Origin of the sequence: Flavobacterium sp., from assembly GCF_044361015.1 — a bacterium.
Classification (GTDB): domain Bacteria; phylum Bacteroidota; class Bacteroidia; order Flavobacteriales; family Flavobacteriaceae; genus Flavobacterium.
Genome location: NZ_JBIKJL010000093.1, coordinates 1 through 5,162, shown reverse-complemented (window position 1 = coordinate 5,162; position 5,162 = coordinate 1). Strand labels below are relative to the sequence as shown.

At 35.5% G+C, this 5,162-nt stretch carries 3 protein-coding genes and 1 pseudogene; all 4 read right to left on the bottom strand.

Annotated features, from left to right (window positions below):
• A partial coding sequence (locus ACIQ2Z_RS12520) for a GH92 family glycosyl hydrolase (RefSeq protein ID WP_396184501.1) occupies positions 1-2,767 on the bottom strand: 2,767 nt, incomplete at its 3' end.
• A 37-nt stretch (positions 2,768-2,804) separates the two neighbouring features.
• Positions 2,805-3,644 carry an endonuclease/exonuclease/phosphatase family protein gene (locus ACIQ2Z_RS12515; RefSeq protein WP_396184500.1) on the bottom strand — a complete coding sequence of 280 codons (840 nt, stop codon included), beginning with the start codon at positions 3,642-3,644 and terminating at the stop codon, positions 2,805-2,807.
• Positions 3,645-3,762: 118 nt separating this feature from the next.
• Positions 3,763-4,524 (bottom strand): succinate dehydrogenase/fumarate reductase iron-sulfur subunit, encoded by a 762-nt coding sequence (locus ACIQ2Z_RS12510; RefSeq protein ID WP_396184499.1) that lies wholly within the window; start codon positions 4,522-4,524, stop codon positions 3,763-3,765.
• A gap of 7 nt (positions 4,525-4,531) precedes the next feature.
• Positions 4,532-5,162, bottom strand: a pseudogene (locus tag ACIQ2Z_RS12505) (fumarate reductase/succinate dehydrogenase flavoprotein subunit); the annotation flags it as partial.

Below are 5,162 nucleotides of genomic sequence, written 5' to 3'. Positions count from 1 at the left end.
TAAACGGAAAACCTTGATGCCAGTCTGGTAATTTTCCAAAATTGGTTGCTTTTACTTTTACATAACGAGCTTTTACCGGCTTGCTGTTGCTTTCAAATCCTTTGATGGTAGAAGTGTATTCTTTCGGGTCGATGGTGTTATTTTGCGTGTCGAAAAGCGTAAAATTTACATTGTCTTCCGAAACATAATACTCGACTTTTGTTGGCATCAAAATCCACGATCGGGTGTCTTGTAGAAAATTGGCGGTAATTTGACTGATTTTATGGGTAGCTTGCATATCGATTACTGCTTCAAAATCTTGCGATTGATAGCCCTGCCAATCGCCTTTACGCCAGTTTTCGGTGCCAAAAATCCCGTCAATTAAACCTTCCGGACCACCAGCATGGTATTGCGGATTGTATTTTGACTTAATATCGATGGTGAAATTGTTTGGTTTTTTGTAAAAAGTGGCAGAAACGATGTTGCTTTTGTTCTCTCTAGCTTCAAATAAATCAACCATATAAGCTTCAATTTTTGCAGTTTTGTTTATTTCAATCGGGTTTTTGTAACTATTAAAATTTGGTTTAATGGAATCATTGTAAATTATTCTGAAGAAAATTTCTGGATTATGTAATCTTTCAGAGGAATATTTATTTTTATTAATTTCTACAATCATTTTATCCTTAAATGATTTACTTTCTGCTTCAATAACAGGAACAACTGAGAGATTGCTAACATAATAATCTTTATTAGGCATTTCTTTTAAATTCAAACCAAACATGCGGTCATTGGTTGATTTATCAATCGAAGCGGAAGTTTCGTCCTCAAAATTCACTTTTATTTTATCAAAATACGGTTCAATTGTCGTCCAAAAAGGCTGTCCAGGAGTCACATTATAAATCCCCATCGAACTCAACACATACCAGGCACTCATTTGGCCGCAGTCTTCGTTGCCTATTAATCCGTCGGGTGAATTTTTGTAGAAATTATTTAAAATATAATGTACTTTTTCGGTGGTTTTTTCAGGTTTTCCAATGTAGTTGTACAAATACGCCATGTGATGACTGGGTTCGTTTCCGTGAGCGTATTGACCAATTAATCCGGTTACATCGACTTGTTCTCTTCCTGTCGTTTTGCTTTCGGAGTTGAACATTTCGTCCAATTTGGCTTCAAATTTTTCGTTTCCGCCATACGCTGCGATCATTCCCGAGATATCTTGTGGCACAAAAAAGGAATATTGCCACGAATTCCCTTCGGTAAAATTATTGTTGATTTCTCTTGGGTCAAATGGTTTATCCCAACCGCCATTTTTCTTGGGTCGCATGAAACCGGTTTTCCAATCGAAGACATTTTTCCAACTTTGAGAACGTTGCATGAAATAGTCGTACTCTTCTTTTTTATTTAAAATTTGCGCCATTTGCGCAATACACCAATCATCGTAAGCATATTCTAAGGTTTTGGAAACGCTCTCGTGTTCGTCATCCATGGATATAAATCCGTTTTTCTTGTAAGCATCCAAACCCAAATGATCTAACATCGCACTATGCTTTGCTGCTTCAAATGCTTTTTCATAATCAAAACCAGTGATTCCTTTTGCCATAGCATCAGCCATAACAGACACAGAATGGTAGCCAATCATACAATCGGTTTCGTTGGACGCCAATTCCCAAACGGGTAATCGACCACCTTGTTCGTATTGTTTTAGAAAGGTATTGATAAAATCGGCAGTGCGTTTCTTTTCAATTAACGTATACAAAGGATGTGCAGCGCGAAACGTATCCCATAGCGAGAAAACAGAATAATAATCAAAACCTTCAGCTTGGTGAATTTTATTGTCTCTTCCGCGGTATTTTCCGTCGATGTCTTGCGCAATATTGGGCTGCACCATGGTGTGGTATAAAGCCGTGTAGAAAATAGCTAACTTATCTTTATCAGACTCTGTTACTTCAATTTTTGATAATTGTTTGTTCCAAAGTTGTTCGGCTTCTTTTTTGACTTTTTCAAAGTTCCAGTGTTTGATTTCGGAACTGTTTAATTTTGCTCCGTCATAACTTGTAGGTGAAAGTGAAACTTTAACCAATATTTTTTCTCTTTTTTTGACTTGTTTTGAGAAACTTATTCCGGTAATTTCAATTGTTTCTGAATTTGACTTGTTCATTTTTGAGACTTTCATTGGAACATTAAACTCAATTCGGGCATACACATATTGATTTCTGGCCCAAGCTTCGCTTCTTCGCAACACTTCAATAGTTTTAGTATCAATTACACGAATTTGGCCTTCTAGCAATTTATCTCTATGATTTAAATCTAAAATAATATTTGCCAATCCATTTTGATTAAAAGTATATTCGTGAAAACCTACTCGAGTTGAAGTGGTCAAATTTACATCAATATTGTGTTTGTCTAACTTGACGGAATAAAATCCGGCAGTTGCTTTTTCATTGGCATGCGAAAATGTTGAAGCATATATTTTATTGTCAAAAGATGGTTCACCCATAGTTGGCATCAACATAATATCGCCATAATCGGAAACACCCGTTCCGTTGAGGTGCGTGTGTGAAAATCCGTAAATCACATTATCCGAATAATGATAGCCCGAACAGCCTTCCCAACTACCGTCGATTCGCGTGTCTGGGGAAAGTTGCACCATTCCGTAAGGCACGGTCGCTCCGGGAAATGTATGTCCGGTTCCGCCGGTTCCGATAAATGGATTGACGTATTGATGGAAGTTTTGGCTTAAAGCCATAAAAGAAAAGAAAAGAAATAGAAATGAAAGGAACTTTTTCATTGAGTCGTTTTGTTTATTTCAAAGATATAAAATGCATTTAATTAAAACGGATTTCAACATAAACAGGTAAATGATCGGATGGATATTTTAAATCTTTTGAATCGCTCAAAACAGCGTATTTATAAACTTTAAAATTACTTTCTTTAGACAAAAAGATGTAATCAATTTTTTTTAAAACTGGTTCGTTGTGTTTGAATGCGTTAAAAGTTCCCGATGGGCCAAAAGGTTTCTCTTCAGAAATCTCTTGACTATCTATCATTTTGGTTTTTAAATTGATAATGCGTTCTTCGGTAGGTTCCGAATTGAAATCGCCCATAAAAATTACCGGATAATTTTGTGTGTTGAGCGTTTTTATTTTGTAGAGAATTAATTCAATTCCTTTCGTTCGGGCAATTTCCCCTTGATGATCTAAATGGGTATTGAATATCCAAAAAATTTGTTTGGTTTTATTTTCTTTTAATAATGCATAAGTACAAATTCTATTGAGTGCTGCATCCCAACCTTTTGAAATAATTTCTGGTGTTTCTGACAACCAAAAGGTATTTTGTTCTAATAGTTTGAATTTGTCTTTCTTAAAAAAAATATTCGAAGATTCGCCTTTACCAATGCCATCTCTAGCAATGCCAACAAAAGTATATTTTGGTAATGCATTCGAAATATCTTGAACTTGATTTGGCAATGCTTCTTGAATTCCGAAAACATCAGGTTCATAAAAAGCCAATTGCGAACAGAGCAATTCCTTTCGGTTTACCCAAGAATTTTCACCATCATTGGGATTATCAAAACGAATATTGTAGCTCATTACTTTAGTGGTTTGAGCATTGATTGTAGCGATAGTTAGAACACTTATAATGATGAATAAGATATTTGTTTTCATTTTTTTAACTTATTTTTTGATAAGTAAAGATAGTTTATAAAACAAAAACGCATCCAAATCAATGAATGCATTCTATTATTAAACCTCATAGGTTTTGAAAACCTATGAGGTTTGTATTTTATTTTAAACTAGCCGATAAATATTCTCTATTCATTCGAGCGATATTTTCTAACGAAATTCCTTTTGGACATTCTACTTCACAAGCACCGGTATTAGTACAATTACCAAATCCTTCTTCGTCCATTTGACGTACCATGTTTAATACACGTTCAGTAGCTTCTACTTTTCCTTGTGGTAATAAGGCGTATTGCGACACTTTTGCGCCAACAAACAACATAGCAGAACCATTTTTACAACTGGCAACACACGCACCACAACCGATACACGCAGCAGCCATAAAAGCTTTATCAGCATCATCTTTTGGTATTGGAGTAGCATTAGCATCGATGGTTCTTCCTGAAGTATTTACAGAAACAAAACCGCCAGCTTGCTGAATTCTATCAAAAGCGGAACGATCTACTACTAAATCTTTTACCACTGGAAAAGCTTTACTTCTCCAAGGTTCAATGTAAATAGTATCTCCATCATTAAATTTACGCATGTGCAATTGACAAGTGGTTGTTCCTGTTTCTGGGCCATGTGCTCTTCCGTTTATGTAAAGAGAACACATGCCACAAATTCCTTCTCGACAATCATGGTCGAAAGCAACTGGGGATATTTTATCATTGATTAATTGTTCATTTAACTGGTCTAACATTTCCAAAAATGAACTCGCAGTAGAAACATTATCTAATTTATAAGTTTCTATGTTTCCTTTAGCTTTAGCATTTTTTTGACGCCAAATTTTAAGGGTTATGTTGATGTTTTTTGCTGAAGACATAATCTAATTATTTATAGTTTCTAGCTGCTATTTTAATAAACTCGTATTTCAATTCCTCTTTGTGTAGCACTTCTTGTTGGATATCATAGCCCATATATTCCCATGTACTAACAAAAGAAAAATTCTCATCATCGCGAAGTGTTTCTCCTTCAGAATCTTGATATTCTTCACGGAAGTGTCCGCCACACGATTCGTTACGTTGCAAAGCATCCTTTGCCATTAAGTGACCTAAATCGATAAAGTCGGCAACACGAAGTGCTTTTTCAAGTTCTGGATTCAATTCATCTGAACTTCCTGGAACGTATACGTCTTTATAGAATTCTTCTTTTAATGCTGCTATTTCTACAATAGCTTCTTTCAAGCCCTTTTCATTTCTTCCCATTCCTACTTTATTCCACATAATTAAACCAAGTCGTTTATGGAAATGGTCAACCGTTTTAGTTCCGTTATTGGTTAGGAATTTATCAATTTGAGATTTTACATTTGATTCTGCTTCGGCAAATTCAGGTGTATCAGTTGAAATTTTTCCTGTTCTGATTTCGTCTGCTAAATAATTAGAAACGGTATAAGGCAATACGAAATAACCATCGGCTAAACCTTGCATTAACGCAGACGCCCCCAATCTATTGGCGCCATGA

Coding starts and splice junctions, on each gene's coding strand:
- ACIQ2Z_RS12515 (WP_396184500.1), bottom strand. CDS start 3,644: ATGAAAACAAATATCTTATTCATCATTATAAGTGTTCTAACTATCGCT.
- ACIQ2Z_RS12510 (WP_396184499.1), bottom strand. CDS start 4,524: ATGTCTTCAGCAAAAAACATCAACATAACCCTTAAAATTTGGCGTCAA.